General features: G+C 71.0%; 14 protein-coding genes. 8 read left to right on the top strand and 6 right to left on the bottom strand.

Annotated features, from left to right (window positions below; genetic code table 11):
- Nucleotides 1-16: 16 nt before the first annotated feature.
- The gene (locus ABT092_RS19125) at nucleotides 17-1,138 is read right to left on the bottom strand and encodes a LacI family DNA-binding transcriptional regulator (RefSeq protein ID WP_351245305.1); all 1,122 of its coding nucleotides are present in this window, start codon (nucleotides 1,136-1,138) and stop codon (nucleotides 17-19) included.
- A 409-nt stretch (nucleotides 1,139-1,547) separates the two neighbouring features.
- Between ABT092_RS19125 and hisC the strand changes: the two genes are divergently transcribed.
- The 6 genes from hisC to ABT092_RS19155 all read left to right on the top strand — a co-directional run bounded on the left by hisC (nucleotide 1,548) and on the right by ABT092_RS19155 (nucleotide 11,985).
- On the top strand, nucleotides 1,548-2,627 hold the full coding sequence (gene hisC / locus ABT092_RS19130; protein WP_351245307.1) for a histidinol-phosphate transaminase: 1,080 nt from the start codon (nucleotides 1,548-1,550) through the stop codon (nucleotides 2,625-2,627).
- Nucleotides 2,628-2,909: 282 nt separating this feature from the next.
- On the top strand, nucleotides 2,910-4,409 hold the full coding sequence (locus ABT092_RS19135; protein WP_351245309.1) for a cytochrome ubiquinol oxidase subunit I: 1,500 nt from the start codon (nucleotides 2,910-2,912) through the stop codon (nucleotides 4,407-4,409).
- A gap of 13 nt (nucleotides 4,410-4,422) precedes the next feature.
- Nucleotides 4,423-5,424, top strand: coding sequence for a cytochrome d ubiquinol oxidase subunit II (gene cydB, locus ABT092_RS19140; protein ID WP_351245311.1), 1,002 nt, complete (start codon nucleotides 4,423-4,425; stop codon nucleotides 5,422-5,424).
- Nucleotides 5,425-5,488: 64 nt separating this feature from the next.
- Nucleotides 5,489-9,010 (top strand): thiol reductant ABC exporter subunit CydD, encoded by a 3,522-nt coding sequence (gene cydD / locus ABT092_RS19145; protein WP_351245313.1) that lies wholly within the window; start codon nucleotides 5,489-5,491, stop codon nucleotides 9,008-9,010.
- 68 nt (nucleotides 9,011-9,078) lie between these two features.
- Nucleotides 9,079-10,752, top strand: a complete 1,674-nt coding sequence (locus tag ABT092_RS19150; RefSeq protein ID WP_351245315.1) for a sensor histidine kinase — start codon at nucleotides 9,079-9,081, stop codon at nucleotides 10,750-10,752.
- 144 nt (nucleotides 10,753-10,896) lie between these two features.
- Nucleotides 10,897-11,985: a murein hydrolase activator EnvC family protein gene (locus tag ABT092_RS19155; RefSeq protein ID WP_351245317.1), complete on the top strand. Its 1,089-nt coding sequence runs from the start codon at nucleotides 10,897-10,899 to the stop codon at nucleotides 11,983-11,985.
- A 24-nt stretch (nucleotides 11,986-12,009) separates the two neighbouring features.
- Here the strand turns inward: ABT092_RS19155 and ABT092_RS19160 are convergent, their stop codons facing one another.
- From ABT092_RS19160 to ABT092_RS19180, 5 genes are all read right to left on the bottom strand, one after another.
- Complete coding sequence (locus tag ABT092_RS19160) at nucleotides 12,010-12,900, bottom strand: Cof-type HAD-IIB family hydrolase (protein ID WP_351245319.1); 891 nt, start codon at nucleotides 12,898-12,900, stop codon at nucleotides 12,010-12,012.
- A gap of 225 nt (nucleotides 12,901-13,125) precedes the next feature.
- Nucleotides 13,126-13,518, bottom strand: coding sequence for a type II toxin-antitoxin system VapC family toxin (locus ABT092_RS19165; protein ID WP_351245321.1), 393 nt, complete (start codon nucleotides 13,516-13,518; stop codon nucleotides 13,126-13,128).
- Nucleotides 13,515-13,796, bottom strand: a complete 282-nt coding sequence (locus ABT092_RS19170) for a hypothetical protein (RefSeq protein ID WP_351245323.1) — start codon at nucleotides 13,794-13,796, stop codon at nucleotides 13,515-13,517. The genes ABT092_RS19165 and ABT092_RS19170 overlap by 4 nt, the downstream gene beginning before the upstream one ends.
- 40 nt (nucleotides 13,797-13,836) lie before the next feature.
- Nucleotides 13,837-15,054, bottom strand: coding sequence for a hypothetical protein (locus tag ABT092_RS19175; protein WP_351245325.1), 1,218 nt, complete (start codon nucleotides 15,052-15,054; stop codon nucleotides 13,837-13,839).
- Nucleotides 15,055-15,107: 53 nt separating this feature from the next.
- Nucleotides 15,108-15,419 carry a hypothetical protein gene (locus tag ABT092_RS19180; RefSeq protein ID WP_351245327.1) on the bottom strand — a complete coding sequence of 104 codons (312 nt, stop codon included), beginning with the start codon at nucleotides 15,417-15,419 and terminating at the stop codon, nucleotides 15,108-15,110.
- Between the two features lie 98 nt (nucleotides 15,420-15,517).
- Here ABT092_RS19180 and ABT092_RS19185 point away from each other — a divergent pair, with 98 nt between their 5' ends.
- Together ABT092_RS19185 and ABT092_RS19190 are read left to right on the top strand one after the other, a co-directional pair.
- Nucleotides 15,518-15,826 carry an LLM class flavin-dependent oxidoreductase gene (locus tag ABT092_RS19185; RefSeq protein WP_351245329.1) on the top strand — a complete coding sequence of 103 codons (309 nt, stop codon included), beginning with the start codon at nucleotides 15,518-15,520 and terminating at the stop codon, nucleotides 15,824-15,826.
- 312 nt (nucleotides 15,827-16,138) lie between these two features.
- Complete coding sequence (locus ABT092_RS19190; protein WP_351245331.1) at nucleotides 16,139-16,471, top strand: DUF6083 domain-containing protein; 333 nt, start codon at nucleotides 16,139-16,141, stop codon at nucleotides 16,469-16,471.
- Nucleotides 16,472-16,484 lie beyond the last annotated feature (13 nt).

A 16,484-nucleotide genomic window follows, 5' to 3' on the forward strand; every position in this document is an offset into this window, starting at 1 on the left:
TTCCGAACCTCCCCGACTAGCCGGTGTGCGGTGACCGGGGAGGGCTGACGGTGGTCCGCGGGTGACGCCGTTCGGAGGAGGTGCGGACGATCAGTTCCGTGGGTATGACCTGCTGCACCGGTTGGTCGGAGTCCGCACCCTCGATCGCGTCGATCAGGAGTTGGACGACGGCCGTGCCGATGCGTCGGGGCTTCAGGGACAGGGTGGTGATCGGCGGCTCGGTGGTGGCGTACACGGTCGACTCGCTGCAACAGACCAGGAGCAGGTCGTCCGGGACCCGCAGCCCGTACCGGCGGGCGGCGGCCAGCAGGTCGGTGCCGTTCGGGTCGAAGAGGCCGTACACCGCGTCGGGGCGGTCGGGTCGGGCCAGCAGGCGGTCCGCGGCCACGGCACCCGCGCACGGGTCGTGCGCCGGGTACGCCTCGTAGACGGGGTCCTGCCCCACCCGCTCGCACCAGCGCAGGTACGCCGTGGTCGACAGGTGGGTGTAGGTGTCGGTGGTGGTGCCGGTGAGCAGCCCGATGCGGCGGGCGCCCGCCGCGGCCAGGTGGTCGAGGATGCCGAGCACGGCCGCCTCGTGGTCGTTGTCCACCCAGGCGGTGACGGGGAGCGAGCCGGCGGGCCGGCCGTCCGAGACCACGGGCAGGCCCTGGCGGACCAGCTCGGTGACGACGGGGTCCTTGTCGGAGGGGTCGATCACCACGGTGCCGTCCAGTGCGACGTTGGACCACACGTCCACGGGGCTGCGGCGGGAGGTCGCCGGCAGGATGACGAGGGCGTACCCCCTGGCCAGCGCCGCGGAGGTGGCGGCCCGCGCCATCTCGGCGAAGTAGGCGAACTCGGTGAAGGTGAAAGGTTCATCCCCGTACGTGGTGACGGTCAGGCCGATGAGGCCGGACTTGCCGGTACGGAGGGTGCGTGCGGCGGCCGAAGGTCGGTAGCCGAGCCGGTCGGCGACTTCGCGGACGTGACGCCGGGTCGCGTCCGGTAACCGCCCCTTGCCGTTGAGGGCGTCGGAGACCGTCGTGATGGAGACACCGGCGGCGGCGGCCACATCCCTGATGCCCGCTCGACCCGGCCGGCCGCCTCGGCGGGGGGTGTCCGCCCGGCTCACCTGGTGCTTCCCTGCTGCTGTCATGGCGTGCCGATAGTAGGGCTCCGACGGTGGGGTGGGAGGGACGTAGATTCACAGGTTGACAGGCACGTTTCTGCAAGGTTTTTTCTTCGTTCTGCCTGTGAATGACAAGGTAGTTGAGGGAATGATCAGTGATTGATGGGTCACTCAGGGGTGGTGGCCTCTAGGGCGGGTCATGTCTCGAAGAGGTCTCAACTCACCTTGACGAGGGATGCGCGCTACGGCGCGAGCCAGGGGCGTGCAGTTTCCTCCGCGCGCCGCCCCCGCGGTGACGCCCGGAGGGGACGAGGCCGGGGGCGCCGCGGACCGCTGCTCCCGGAGGGGTCGGGGACCTCGCCGGGGGCTTGTGCGGAACCGGAATCCTCTTAGGGTGTGGAGCATTACGGTGCGGTCGACATCGAGGAGCGGCGTGGTGAGCGAGCAGAGTCCCAGGCTTCGGGAAGCGCTGGAGGGGATTCCCGTCTACAAGCCGGGCAAGCCCGCGGCGGTCGGCGGTCCGGTGGCCTACAAGCTGTCCTCGAACGAGAACCCGTACCCCCCGTTGCCGGGGGTGTTGGAGCGGGTGACCGCCGCTGCCGGGGCGTTCAACCGCTACCCGGACCTGGCGGCCACGGAGTTGGTGAACGAGCTGGCCGAACGGTTCGACGTGCCGGTAGACCACCTGGCGACGGGCACCGGTTCGGTCGGCGTCGCCCAGCAGCTGGTCCAGGCGACCGCGGGGCCGGGCGACGAGGTGCTCTACGCCTGGCGCTCCTTCGAGGCGTACCCGATCATCACCCAGGTCAGCGGGGCGACCTCGGTGCAGGTGCCGTTGACCGCGGAGGACGTGCACGACCTGGACGCGATGGCGGACGCGATCACCGACCGGACCCGGTTGGTCTTCGTCTGCAACCCGAACAACCCCACGGGGACCGTGGTCCGGCGGGCCGCGCTGGAACGGTTCCTCGACCGGGTGCCCGCGGAGGTGCTGGTGGTCCTGGACGAGGCGTACCGCGAGTTCATCCGGGACCCGGAGGTGCCGGACGGCGTTCGCCTCTACCGGGACCGGCCCAACGTCTGCGTGCTGCGGACGTTCTCCAAGGCGTACGGGCTCGCCGGGCTGCGGGTCGGCTTCGCGGTGGCCCACGAGCCGGTGGCCGCGGCCTTGCGCAAGACGGCGGTGCCCTTCGGGGTGAGCCAGCTCGCCCAGGACGCGGCGGTGGCCTCGCTCCGGGCCGAGGACGAGCTGTTGGGACGGGTGGGGGCGTTGGTGGGGGAACGCGCCCGGGTGCACGCGGCGCTGGTCGAGCAGGGGTGGACGGTGCCGCCCTCGCAGGCGAACTTCGTCTGGCTCCGGTTGGGCGACCGTACGGGTGACTTCGCGGCGGCATGTGAACGGGCCGGGGTGGTGGTCCGGCCCTTCGCGGGCGAGGGCGTGCGGATCTCCGTCGGGGAACCGGAGGCGAACGACTTGTTCCTGCGGGCCGCGGGGGAATTCCGCGCGACGCTGTGATCACTGTCATGTGAGGGGGCCATGGGCCCCCTCGTAGAAGGCCCCCGGGCGCCGAGACCTTCGGTTCCGGGGGTCTCTTGTTGTCTGCTCCTGGGTTTCTTGGGGTGAGTCGCGGGTGTTTCCTCCAGTAAGGGGGACCCCGGGTGCAAGCGTCGGGAATGGGTGGGACATAATGCTTGTGAATGTGAACGCGTTCACAAGCTCGCCTGGATCATCCTGTTATGTCAGAGATCAAAAGGGCAAGACTGCGGCTGTGAACACGGCACGTAAGGAGAAGGAGACGTGGATCTTGCTCTGGCGCCGGAGACTCTGGCGCGCTGGCAGTTCGGCATCACGACCGTCTACCACTTTCTGTTCGTCCCGCTGACGATCTCCCTGGCGGCACTCACCGCGGGGCTTCAGACGGCGTGGGTGCGCACGGGGAAGGAGAAGTACCTCCGGGCCACCAAGTTCTGGGGCAAGCTCTTCCTGATCAACATCGCCATGGGCGTCGTGACCGGCATCGTGCAGGAGTTCCAGTTCGGGATGAACTGGTCGGACTACTCGCGCTTCGTCGGTGACATCTTCGGGGCGCCGCTCGCGTTCGAGGCGCTCATCGCCTTCTTCTTCGAGTCGACGTTCATCGGGTTGTGGATCTTCGGCTGGGACAAGCTGCCGAAGAAGCTGCACCTGGCGACGATCTGGATGGTCGCGATCGGCACCATCCTGTCCGCCTACTTCATCCTCGCCGCCAACTCCTGGATGCAGCACCCCGTGGGGTACCGGATCAACGAGGTCGCGGGGCGGGCGGAGCTCACGGACTTCTGGGCGGTCCTCAGTCAGAACACCACCCTGACCCAGGTCGCCCACACCCTCACGGCCGCCTTCCTCACCGGTGGGGCGTTCATGGTCGGGGTCTCCGCGATCCACCTGGTGCGGGGGAAGCACGTGCCGGTGATGAAGACCTCGCTGCGGCTCGGCCTGGTCACCGTCGCCGTCGCCGGACTGCTCACCGCGGTGAGCGGTGACCGCCTGGCCAAGGTGATGTTCGAGCAGCAGCCCATGAAGATGGCGGCGGCCGAGGCGCTCTGGGACGGCCAGAAGGGTGCGCCCTTCTCGCTCTTCGCCTACGGGGACGTGGACAAGGGCCACAACACCGTGGCCATCGAGATCCCCGGGATACTGTCCTTCCTCTCCAACGACGACTTCAACTCCTTCGTGCCCGGCATCAACGACGTGAACGCCGCGGAGCAGGAGAAGTACGGCCCCGGTGACTACCGGCCCAACATCCCCGTCGCCTTCTGGTCCTTCCGCTGGATGATCGGCTTCGGCATGGCCTCCTTCGCCATCGGCCTGCTGGGACTCTGGCTGACCAGGAAGAAGTTCCTGCTGCCACCGCAGCTGAGGGTCGGCGAGGACGAGATGCCGCACCTGGTGCCCTTCCGCCGACCGCTGCACGCCAAGTGGGCCCGGGGGTACTGGCTGCTGGCCGCCTGGACGCTCGCCTTCCCCCTCATCGCCAACTCCTGGGGCTGGATCTTCACCGAGACCGGGCGCCAGCCCTGGGTGGTGTACGGGGTGCTGGAGACGCGCTCCGCGGTCTCCCCAGGAGTCAGCCAGGGCGAGGTCATCACCTCGATGGTGGTCTTCACCCTGCTGTACGCGGTCCTCGCCGTCATCGAGGTGAAGCTCCTCGCCAAGTACATCAAGGCGGGCCCGCCCGAACTGACCGAGGCCGACCTGAATCCGCCCACCAAGATCGGTGGGCACAGCGACGACCGGCCGATGGCCTTCTCCTACTGACGGAAGGGCGGACATGCAACTCCACGACGTGTGGTTCGTGCTGATCGCGGTCCTGTGGATCGGCTACTTCTTCCTGGAGGGCTTCGACTTCGGCGTCGGCGTCCTCACCAAGCTCCTGGCCCGGGGGCGGCAGGAGAAGCGGGTGCTGATCAACACGATCGGTCCGGTCTGGGATGGCAACGAGGTGTGGCTCCTCAGCGCGGGCGGGGCCACCTTCGCGGCCTTCCCCGAGTGGTACGCCACCCTGTTCTCCGGCTTCTACCTGCCGCTGCTGCTGATCCTCGTGTGTCTGATCGTGCGCGGCGTCGCCTTCGAGTACCGCGCCAAGCGACCGGAGGAGAAGTGGCAGCGGAACTGGGAGAACGCGATCTTCTGGTGCTCGCTCCTCCCCGCCTTCCTCTGGGGCGTCGCCTTCGGCAACATCGTCCGGGGCGTGAAGATCGACCAGGACAAGGAGTACGTGGGGAACGTCCTGGACCTGCTGAACGGCTACGCCCTCCTGGGGGGTCTGGTCACCCTCAGCCTGTTCACCCTCCACGGCGCGGTGTTCGTCGCGCTGAAGACGGTGGGGGACATTCGGCTCCGGGCCCGGGCGCTCGCCACCAAGATCGGTCTGCTGAGCGCGGTGCTCGCCCTGGGCTTCCTGCTCTGGACCCAGTTCGACCACGGGGACGGCAGCAGCCTGGTCGCCGGGATCGTGGCGGTGGCGGCACTCTGCGCCGCGCTGGCCACCAACCTGGCCGGCCGGGAGGGATGGGCGTTCGCCTTCTCGGGCGTCACCATCGTGGCCGCGGTGTCCATGCTCTTCCTGACGCTCTTCCCGAACGTCATGCCGTCCTCGCTGGATCCGGCCTGGAACCTCACGGTCGTGAACGCCTCGTCCACGCCGTACACCCTGAAGATCATGACCTGGTGCGCGGGCATCGCCACTCCGGTGGTGCTCCTCTACCAGGGCTGGACCTACTGGGTGTTCCGCAAGCGCATCGGTACCCAGCACATCGCTGAGGCGCACTGACCGTCCCTGTCCGCGGGTGTGTTTCACGTGAAACACACCCGGCTCCCCCGAGGGTGTGTTTCACGTGAAACCGATCGACCCGAGACTGCTCCGCTACGCCCGGGCCACCCGGGGCTTCCTCGCCCTGGTGGTGGGCCTCGGCCTGGTCGGGGCGGGGCTGGTCATCGCCCAGGCCATGTTCCTCGCGGAGATCGTGGTCGGTGCCTTCCAGGACGGGCGCTCGGTGGCGGACCTGAGGACACCGCTGCTGCTGTTGGTGGCGGTGACCGGGGGCCGTTCCGCCGTCTCCTGGCTCACGGAGATCGCCGCCCACCGGGCCAGCGCGGCGGTGAAGTCCGAACTCCGCGGACGGCTGTTGGACCACGCGGGTGCCCTGGGGCCGGGGTGGCTGAGCGGACAGCGGACGGGAGCACTCATCACGCTCGCCACCCGGGGCATGGACGCACTGGACGACTACTTCTCGCGCTACCTGCCCCAACTGGGACTCGCGGTGGTCGTCCCGGTGGCGGTCGGGTTGCGCATCGTCACCGAGGACTGGGTCTCCGCCGCGATCATCGCGGGCACGCTCCCCCTGATCCCCCTCTTCATGATCCTCATCGGTTGGGCCACCCAGGCCCGGATGGACCGGCAGTGGCGGATGCTCTCCCGGCTCTCCGGTCACTTCCTGGACGTGGTCGCCGGATTGCCCACGCTGAAGGTCTTCGGACGGGCCAAGGCCCAGGCCGAGGCGATCCGCACGATCACCGGGGACTACCGTCTCGCCACCATGCGGACGCTGCGGATCGCGTTCCTCTCCTCCTTCGCCCTGGAACTGCTGGCCACCCTCTCCGTCGCGCTGGTCGCGGTCACCATCGGCATGCGGCTGGTGCACGGCGGGCTCGACCTGTACACCGGCCTGGTCATCCTGATCCTCGCCCCCGAGGCGTACCTCCCGGTGCGCCAGGTGGGCGCCCAGTACCATGCCGCCGCCGAAGGGCTCGCGGCCGCGGAGGAGGTCTTCGAGGTCCTGGAGACCGAGGCGCCCCACGGCGGCACCGAGCGGCCGGGCCCCGGAGGACTGCGGTTCGACGGGGTGGGCCTGCGCTACCCGGGACGCTGGACGGACGCCGTGACCGAGGCGTCCTTCGAGGTGGGTCCCGGGGAGACCGTGGCGCTCGTCGGACCCAGTGGCGCCGGCAAGTCGACCCTGATCGCCGCCGCGCTCGGGTTCGTCCGGCCCGAGCGGGGCCGGGTGCTGGTCGGGGGCGTGGACCTCGCCCGGGTGGACCGGGAGTCCTGGCACCGTCAGGTGGCCTGGGTCCCCCAGCGTCCCCACCTCTTCGCCGGCTCGATCGCAGAGAACGTCCGACTCGCCCGGCCGGACGCCGAGGAGTCCGCGCTCCGCTCCGCCCTGCGGGACGCCGGGGCGCTGGAGTTCGTGGACGCGCTGCCGGCCGGGGTGGACACCCTCCTCGGCGAGGACGGGGCGGGGCTCTCCGCCGGACAACGCCAGCGCCTCGCCCTGGCCCGGGCGTTCCTGGCGGACCGGCCCGTGCTGTTGCTCGACGAGCCCACGGCCGCGCTGGACGGGGACACCGAGGCCGGGATCGTCGAAGCGGTACGGAGGCTGGCCGCCCACCGGACCGTTCTCCTGGTGGTGCACCGGCCCGCCCTGCTGGCGGTCGCCGACCGGGTCGTCACCCTTCCGCTGCCCGAAGCCCCCGTGCCGGCGGGGGCCACCGACCTCCCCGCCCCGGACGGAGCGGAGAGGGCCACCGGCACCGCCTTCGGCGACGAACTGTTCCAGCCGGGACGGGAGCGCGAGGACACGGCCGCCGTCCCGCGCACGAACCCGGGCCGCTCGGTACTGGCACGGGTGCGGGAGATGGCCGGGCCGCGCCGGGGGCGTCTCGCCCTCGCCCTGCTCTTCGGCAGCCTGGCCCTGGGCAGCGCGGTCGGGTTGATGGCGGTCTCCGGCTATCTGATCTCCCGCGCCTCCGAACAGCCCCCGGTGCTGTACCTGATGACGGCCGTCACCGCGACCCGCACCTTCGGCATCGGGCGGGCGGTCTTCCGCTACGCGGAGCGGCTGGTCTCCCATGACGCGGTGCTGCGGATGCTGGCGGAGACCCGGGTCGCCGTGTACCGGCGCCTGGAACGGCTCGCTCCCGCTGGGCTGCGGCAGACCCGCCGCGGTGACCTGCTGTCCCGGTTGGTCGCGGACGTCGACGCCCTCCAGGACTACTGGCTGCGCTGGCTGCTGCCGGTCGGGGCCGCCGTGGCGGTCTCGCTCGGGGCCGTCGGGTTCACCACCTGGCTGTTGCCCGAGGCCGGGGCGGTGCTCGCCGTGGGCCTGCTGGCCGCCGGGGCCGGGGTGCCGCTGCTGTCGGGCGCGATCGCCCGCCGGGCCGAGCTGCGACTCGCCCCCGCCCGCGGGGTCCTCGCGAACCGGGTCGCCGAGCTGCTGAGCGGGACGGCGGAGCTGACCGTCGCGGGGGCCCTCCCCGAGCGGACCGCGCGGGCCCGGCAGGCCGATGCGGTGCTCACCGGGATCGCTTCGCGCACCGCGAAGGCGACCGCGCTCGGCGACGGGCTGACCGCCCTGATCACCGGCCTCACCGTCACCGCCACGGCACTGGTCGCGGTGGCCGCGGTGGCCGAAGGCCGCCTGAACGGGGTCGCGACCGCCGTCGTGGTGCTGACCCCGCTCGCCGCCTTCGAAGCGGTGATGGGACTGCCGCTGGCCGTCCAGTACCGCCACCGGGTGCGCAGGAGCGCCGAGCGCGTCCAGGAGGTGTTGGACGCGCCCGAGCCGGTACGGGAACCGGAGAGGCCCGCCCCGGCTCCGGAGTCGCCGTTCCCGCTCCGGCTGCACCGGCTCAGCGCCCGGTACGAGGGCCAGCGGGACCGGGCGCTGCACGCCGTGGACCTGACCCTGGAGGAGGGGCGACGGATCGCGGTCGTCGGGGCCTCGGGGTCCGGGAAGACCACGCTCGCCCAGGTGCTGGCCCGGTTCCTGGAGCCGGCGTCGGGAACCTACGAGCTCGGCGGGGTGGCCGCGGAGGCCCTGGACGGGGACACCGTGCGGGAGTTCGTGGGGCTGTGTGCCCAGGACGCCCACCTCTTCGACAGTTCGGTGCGGGAGAACCTGCTGATGGCCCGGCGGGACGCGGGCGAGGCGGAGCTGACCGCGGTGCTGGAGCGGGTGCGGATGCTGGACTGGGTCGACTCCCTGCCCGAGGGCCTCGACACGCTCGTCGGCGAACACGGGGCCCGGCTGTCCGGTGGGCAACGACAGCGCCTCGTCCTCGCCCGGGCGCTGCTCGCGGACTTCCCGGTGCTGGTCTTGGACGAGCCCGCCGAGCACCTCGACCTGCCGACCGCCGATGCGCTGACCACGGACCTGATGGCGGCCACCGTAGGACGGACCACGGTGCTGATCACCCACCGCCTGGCCGGACTGGAGGAGGTGGACGAGGTGATCGTCCTGGACGCCGGCCGGGTCGTGCAGCGCGGGACGTTCGGGGAACTGGTGGCGGTCGACGGGCCGTTGGCCCGGATGCGGGATCGTGAGGGGGCGACGGAACTGCTGGCCGCGAGGGTCTGACCGCTGCGGTCCCGGTGTGCACCGCGCTGTCGGTTGCACGGTTCACAGGAGGTTGTGAGGCTTTGGGCATGGCGGGGAAACGGAGCGAAGAGGGCGTGGGGCTGTCCGGAGAGCTGGCCGCACGGGTCCCGCAGTTGCTGGACGCGATGCGGTCGGTCGGGACCGGGCTGGAGCTCCACTCGACGCTGGACCGGATCTGCGAGACCGCGGCCGAACTGGCCGGGGCCGAGTACGCGGCGATCGGTGTGGTCGCCGAGGACGGCGACGGACTCTCCGACTTCGTCTACCACGGGATCGACGGGGCGACCGCGGAGCGCATCGGACGGTTGCCGGACGGCCATCGCGGGCTGCTGGGCGCCCTGATCCACCACCCGGAGCCGGTGCTCCTGGCGAACCTGACCACCGATCCGCGCTCCTGCGGCTTCCCGCCGAACCACCCGCCCATGCGCAGCTTCCTCGGGGTGCCCATCCGGGTGCAGGGCGAGATCTTCGGCAACCTCTACCTGACGGAGAAGCACGGCGGCGCCGAGTTCGACGAGGACGACCTGAGCATCGTCCGGGTGCTGGCCACGGAGGCCGGCATCGCCATCGGCAACGCCCGGCTGTACGGGGCGGCCCGACAGCGGGAGCGCTGGATCGACGGCTCCGTCGCGGTGACCACCGCGCTGCTGTCCGGCGGTGCCGCCGAGGACGCGCTCCAGGTCGTCGCCGAGCAGGCCCGCGGACTGTCGGACTCGGCGGCCGGACTGGTGCTGCTGCCCGCAGCCGAGGGCGGGCTGGAGGTCGTCGCCGTGGCCTCCCAGGACCACCCCGAGGGGGCCGGCGGGGTCATTCCCCCGGAGAGCCAGATCGCCGCACTGCTGCTCGCCGGCGAACCGGTGTTCCTGGAGGACGCGGCCACCGACCCCCGGGTGCTCAGCGAACTGGTGCGGCGCTTCGGCCCCGTGATGCTGCTGCCCCTACAGAGCGAGGGACGGGTGCTCGGCTCCCTGGTCACCCTGCGCGAGCGGGGCGCGCGCACCTTCACCGAGGCCGAGCGGACCCTCGCCGGCCAGTTCGCCGCCCAAGCCGCGCTGGCGCTGAAGATGGCGGAGGCGCAACGGGACCGGGAACGGCTCGCGGTCTACGAGGACCGCGATCGGATCGCCCGTGACCTGCACGACCTGGTGATCCAGCGGCTGTTCGCGACCGGCATGATGCTGGAGGGCGCCCAGCGCAAGTCCGGCGACCCGGCGGTGCAACAGGGCGTGGGCAAGGCCGTCGACGAACTCGACGTGACCATCCAGGAGATCCGCACTGCGATCTTCGCGCTCCAGCAGGGGCCCGCGGAGGCGCCGTCCGGGCTGCGCACCCGGGTGCTCAGGGAGATCAACACGGCGGCCGTGCCGCTGGGGTTCAAGCCCGCGCACCGCTTCGTCGGCCCGGTCGACGCCGTGGTCGGGGAACTCACCGGCAAGAACCTCATCGCCGCCCTGCGCGAGGCGCTCTCCAACGCCTTCCGACACGCGGAGGCCACCAGGATCGAGGTGGTGGTCGACGCGACGGTCCCGTTGCCGGACGGACGTCCCGGGGTGCGGCTGACGGTGGCGGACGACGGAGTCGGCATCCCCGAGGGCGGCCGGCGCAGCGGCCTGCGGAACCTGAAACGCCGTGCCGAGTCCCTGGGCGGCGACAGTTGGTACGGGCCCGGCATCGGGGACGAGGGCACGGGGGCCAGCGTGGTGTGGCAGGCCCCGCACTGATCCGCAGCCCCGTCCCGTCCCGGACCGGGCCGGTGGCCGCCGGACCTGTTCGGCGGTACCGGTCTGATCCGTCCGGAGCAGTTCGTCCCCCGGGCGCACGCGCATCCCGCGCCGGGCGCCGCACCCCGCGCGACGATCCGTCACATGGCCATCCCCCGTCGTCGTGCGCGGCGTTCCCGTCACCGTCCGCTGTTCGTCCCGGCCGTCCTGTGCGTGCTGCTCGGCGTGGCCGTCCCGCACGTCAACGCGTCCGAGGACGGATACCCGCCCGGGCTGCCCGGCCCCGTAGACGGGGCCGCCGGCGCAGAGGTGGCGCGGCTGTACGAGGAGGCCGCCGACGCGGCCCGCACCTACGAGGAGGGGCGCCGGGCCGCCGTCGCCACCCGTGTCCGGGCCCGGGAGCTGGAGGGGCGGCTCGCCGCCGAGCGCCGGGCCGTCGCGGCGCTCCGCGCCGACCTCGGCCGGATCGCTGCGGCCCAGTACCGGACCGGCGGCGGAGTGCCGTACACCGCACGGATGCTGCTGACCGACGATCCGCAGGGCGTGGTGCAAGGCCAGCACGCCCTGCGCCAGGCGGGGCTGAGCGTCCGTCAGCGGATCGAGGAGAGCGCTGCCGCGCAGCGGCGGTTGGCCGCGGACGAGGCGGCGGCCTCCCGGGAGTGGCGGACGCTGGAGCGCCGCAACGAACGCTTGGCCGCGCTGAGACGGGAAATCGAGGAGAAGCTCGCCCGGGCGCAGGAGCGGTTGCGGAGCGAGTCGGAGCGGGCGGTGTCGGCGGGGCGGTGCGCCGGCGCGGTGCGCCTGGCGCAACCCGGGCCGCTGCCCGCGGAGGACTGGGTCGCCCCGCTCGGTGGGTACGCGCTGTCGGCCGGTTTCGGCGGAACGGGGCAACGGTGGGCGAGCCGGCACACCGGCCAGGACTTCGCGGTGGACGAGGGCACCCCGGTGCGGGCGGTCGGCGAGGGCCGGGTGGTGGGGGTCGGGTGCGGGGGTGCGTTCGGGATCGCCGTGGTGCTGGCGCATCCGGGCGGCTACCACACGCAGTACGCACACCTGTCCTCGGTCGCCGTGGAGCAGGGGGAACGGGTGCGGGCCGGGCAGTGGATCGGGCTCTCCGGGACGACCGGGAACTCCACGGGGCCGCACCTGCACTTCGAGGTGCGGCTGACCCCGCAGCTCGGTTCCGGCATCGATCCGGTGCCGTGGCTCGCCCAGCGGGGCGTGGAGCTGTGACCGGGACGGGGTCCCGGCGAGTGGCTAGAGCCCTTCGGCGAGGATCCGCTCGATGACGACGGCGACTCCGTCCTCGTTGTTCCCGCTGGTCAGCAGGGTGGCTGCGGCGTGGACGGCCGGGTGGGCGTTGCCCATGGCGAAGGAGGTGCCGGCCCAGGCCAGCATCTCGATGTCGTTCGGCATGTCGCCGAAGGCGATGACCTCGGCGGGGGAGATGCCCCGCTCGGCGCAGCACAGCTCCAGGGTGCTGGCCTTGGACACCCCGGGGCCGCTGATCTCCAGCAGGGCGGTCGGGCTGGAACGGGTGACGTTCGCCCGTTCCCCCACGGCCGCGCGGGCGAGGTCGAGGAAGGCGTCCGGGGCGAGGGCGGGGTGGTGGGCGAGCAGTTTGAGCACGGGCTGGCCGTCGCCGGCCGCCCCTTCGGCGAGGAGCTTCTCGGCCGGGGCGACGCTCTCGCCGATGTCGAGCTGGAGCGGCGGGTAGTCCGGCTCGTGGTGCAGACCGCCGGTGCGCTCGACCGCGAAGGCGGTCCCGGGGGCCGCTTCCCGCAGGGCCGACACCACCGAGCGGGCCGCCTCCGTGGGCAACTCGCGGACCTTGAGGAAGCGGGGTGCGAGGGGCCCGCCGTGCAGGTCCACGACGGCGGCCCCGTTGCCGCAGATGGCGATGCCGTGCCCGTGCAGATGGGCGCTGACGACGTCCATCCAGCGGGCCGGCCGGCCGGTCACGAAGAAGACCTCGATGCCGGCCGCCTCGGCGGCAGCGAGGGCGGCGACCGTGCGGGGCGAGACGGTCTTGTCGTCCCGCAGCAGGGTCCCGTCGAGGTCCGTCGCGATCAGCCGGGGCGGGCGGGCGGAGGTGGCCGTCGTCCACGGCCGCGGTGAGGGTGACGTCACCCCGCCATTCTCGCGCATATGCCAGCACGTGCGTGCGAAGGTCCGCACAAGTGAGTGATTCTCGTCGGTGCCGCCCTTCCCCTCCGCTCCGGCACCGGTCCTCCCCGCCGTTCCGGGGGCACCGGCGGACCGCCGCCCGGCGGGGTCGTCGGCCGTGCCGGCGCATCGCCGTCCGCGGCGGCGGGGAGCCCTCACGCGCTGACCTGAGGAAACGCAGGGATCCAGGAAGGGCCGACGGGGTGCTCAGATCGGTTCGACGGCGATGCGTGGGTGGCACAGCCGGCGCAGATCGTCCGTGTCGCTCGTGATGACAGTGACATCGCCGTGCTCCACGTGAGCCGTGGCCGCGAGCATCGCATCGATGGCGTGCTTCTGACCATGCAGACTCTCGGCAGCGAGCAGTTTGCTTGCCACCCGTGCGATCTCCTCCGTGACGGGACGCACCTTGGCCAGGGAAACGGCGTGGTCGAACGCCGCCTGGGGCACCTTCGGGTCGCGTGCCTCCACCAACGTGGCGGCGCTCGTCACAACGAGTAGGTCCAGCCTGCGGACGACGTCCAGCCATACGGTCATGTCACGGTGCCGGCGGGAGAGTTTGGAGAGGGCCTCACCGTCGAGAACGAGAGTCCCGCTCATGCAGCGTCCGCCGGGGCGGACCCACCGCGGTGGGCGGCGTGGTGGGCGCGGATGCGCTCCGCCTTGTCCGAGACCTCGGCAGGGTCGACAGGGCCGTGCTCCGCTTCGGCGGTGGCGATGTACTCGTCGATGGCCTCGCGCTGGAGCTGCCGCTGCACGGCCTCCTCGATATAGGAGGAGACGCCTTGTTTGCCGGCGCGTGCGCGGATCGCCTCCAGGGTCTCGGCGCGCAGGGAGACGCTGGTGACTCGGGTCTTGCCGGGGCGGGGCGTGTCCATAAGGCAAGTGTAGTACATGACCTATTAACACGCTGGCGCTTCATGATGCCCACCGTCGGTCGGCGAGGAGCGCGCCGAGGCGGTCACCGATGACGGAGACGCCCGGGCGGGGCTCGCTCTCGTAGTACCAGGGCTTGCGCCGGTGCAGTAGTGCCTCACCGTGCTCGCTCCAGGCGAAGTCGGGTTTCCGCAGAAGTCTCCGGAACACCGCGTCGGCAGTCCTGGGGTGCGCGGCGGCCAGTCGGCGGATCGGCAGGGGCGTGATCGACTCCTCGCGCAGGTATGTACGCAGCAGGTCCTGGTGCCGCCTACGGCCCGTGAGGGCGGGGTCCGCGAAGAGGTCCCGCAGCATCCCGTAGTCGGCGTAGAAGTTGAGTCCGTCGACCTGGTCGTAGATGACGCCGACGGTGTCCGCTGCCGCGAGTTCTCGCGGCAGCTCGAAGAAGGGCAGGTCCAGGCCGGTGATCCGCCTGCCCCGGGCTCGGGCGCCGCCTTGCTGTGAGGCGGCGGCCTCTTGGCGGTGGCGGTAGTAGGCATTGAGGAGATTCCCGGCTTCGGCAGGAGGGAGGATCAGTTCGTCGCCGTCGCAGAACTCGATGAACGCGGCCCGGTCCTCTCTCATCTGCTGCCATCCCTGCTCGATCTTCGCGGGGTTGCGGAAGACCAGCGAGGTTTGGCTGGTGGCCAGTTCGAGCGCCGCCTGTGCGATGTCGGCGGCACTGGACCGGGGGTAGTGGGACATCGCCCCGGACACCAGCCACGCCCTGTCGGCTGAGTGGACGGATACCAGGCAGGTATGGAGGAATCCGCCCCTGGACACTCCGCGGAACGCCGCCCGTCCGACATTCGAGTACGTGCGGTACTCCAGGTCGTCGAGAAGGTTGAGCAGGACGACCGCGTCGCCGTCCTTGCGCTGGACCTCGAAGACGCCCTCGACCGGGTCGCGCCAGCCGAGCAGCATTGTCCGGTCGGACGCGGTCAAGTCCTTCCGCCCGGCGATGAACCGGTCCACCACGGTCAAGCCATCCGGCAGGCGGTACCGCAGGATGAAGTGGTCGGTGATCCGGATCGCCTCGCCCTCGTCCAGCCGCCGTGCGGGCCCAGCGGCCTCCAGCAAGAGGGGCGTCAGCCACCGGTCGAAGCGGGCGCTCTGAGCGAAGGAGACCAGTTCCCCCTTCAACTCGGCACTTCGCTCGATGAGATCGGTCAGCGACGGTTCAGCGGCACCCTGATGCTCGCCCTGTACGGCCTCAGCCACGTTCAGCCCTTTCGCGCGATCCGGTTCCGCGTGAAGTGAGAAGTTGTCCGACCTCAGCCGGCCCAGTGGCGGTACGCCTCGATCCACTCCGCACCCCGGGGCGACGGGCTGGGCAACGGCAGCTCCAGAATGCCGATCGACTGCCGGAGGCGGCCACGAGAGCACAGCGCCACGATCCTGCCATCGGACGTGAGGCCGACGCCGCGCACGGTCACCTCGACGCCGAGAACCACCGTGGTGAAGGGCACGTCGAGGTGCTCCTCAAGCATGGTGAACAGACCGGTCCGCTGCTCGTCATCGCCGTACGCGTCGGCAGTCGCCTCTTCGATCATGACCTCAAGATCGACCCTGCCCAGGGTGCCCATGTCGTCACGGTAGCGGCCTCCGAGGCAAGGCGGGTGCGGCACGGATCTGCTCCGTCGGCATATCCGCCGCGGTGGGAAGCCCGCGTATCGTCGAGCTCATGCGTTTGAGCACGGTGATCCTCCCCATCCACCGGTGGGCCGAAGGACAGAAGACCTGGCGGCGCGCCGAGGAGCTCGGCTTCCACACCGCGTACACCTACGACCACCTCTCCTGGCGGACCTTCCGGGACGGCCCCTGGTTCGGCGCCCTACCCACCCTCACCGCTGCCGCCACCGTCACGGACCGACTGCGCCTGGGCACGCTCGTCACCTCAGTCAAGCCTTTTTCACCTATCGCGGCCCCAACAGGGAAAACCCCAAGCTTGCGCATCGGACACGCTTGGTCGGCAGGTAGTGGAAGGATCTAACTCGTCGGTGTGGACGACGTCCCAAAGGGGTGGGCCATGGTCTTGGGTAGTCGATGTGACGAGTGCGGTTCCACCGGAACAGCCCGTCCGCGACGCGGTGATGTGCACCTCGTAGTCTGCGACGACTGCTGGCCGGATGATGTGTTCGTCCCCGCACGGAAGCCTAATTGTGACGCCTGCGGCGGTTCTGGCGGCAGGTGGATCGCGAGTCTTGGCATGTCGCTGTGCCTCACCTGTGCGGATGCGGGTGCTGGCCACCCCGAACGAGAGCCGGTACTGGTAGGGGAAGTCCTGGGCGGTACGGCTGACGCCATGAACCATGCGGCGCGATCCGGCACATCCGTGGCGGACGCCTGGTACTCGGGCTCAACGAGCTGTGACGCGTGCGGTGCTCATGCGGAATGGCATCGGACGGTCCGAGGTCGGTGGACCATGATTGAGCCGGGTGACTGGCCGGTCGGTTCAGTACCAGTCGGCAAGCGCTGGCGCATCGCGGGCGACGGCACTGCGGTCAACCTGGGCTCTGCTTCGCCCTCCGATAAGTGCAGGATCAGCCATTTCGACGTCTGCCCGTCTCGCCCGGCCCCTGCTGACTCTCCCGTCATGCTCGCCTTGTGGCGAAAGAACGCTCAGCGTGGTGGCTGATCAGACACCACGC

Source organism: Streptomyces sp. NPDC002490 (assembly GCF_040296045.1).
Taxonomy (GTDB): Bacteria; Actinomycetota; Actinomycetes; order Streptomycetales; family Streptomycetaceae; genus Streptomyces.